Annotated in this window: 1 pseudogene; it reads left to right on the top strand. The window is 33.1% G+C overall.

The features are described 5' to 3' along the window. Positions 1-298, top strand: a pseudogene (locus KVT37_RS31970) (12-oxophytodienoate reductase); the annotation flags it as partial. Between the last annotated feature and the right edge of the window lie 55 nt (positions 299-353).

Here is a 353-nt window from a genome sequence, read left to right on the forward strand (position 1 = left end):
TTTTGAAGGTTCCGAACTTAATTTAGCAGGATGGGTTAAGAAATTAACCGGAAAACCAACTATTACAGTTGGTTCAGTTGGTCTTGATAATGAGTTTTTAAGCGCTTTTTTAGAAGGTAAAGGTGCTAATAATACGAATATTGATAAATTAATTGATATGCTCGAACAAGAAGAAGTTGATTTAGTTGCTATTGGTCGTGCTTTATTAGCCGATCCTGCTTGGGCAGTAAAAGTACGTGATGGTCGTTTTGATGAGTTACGTCCTTTCCAAGTTGAATCATTAGGTACACTGTTTTAAATATATGCTTTATATTACTAAAAGAGTTGTTTTCATAAATGAAAGGATGAGAATA

The organism is Mesorhizobium sp. GbtcB19, from assembly GCF_019091085.1.
In the GTDB taxonomy this organism is placed as follows: domain Bacteria; phylum Pseudomonadota; class Alphaproteobacteria; order Rhizobiales; family Rhizobiaceae; genus Mesorhizobium.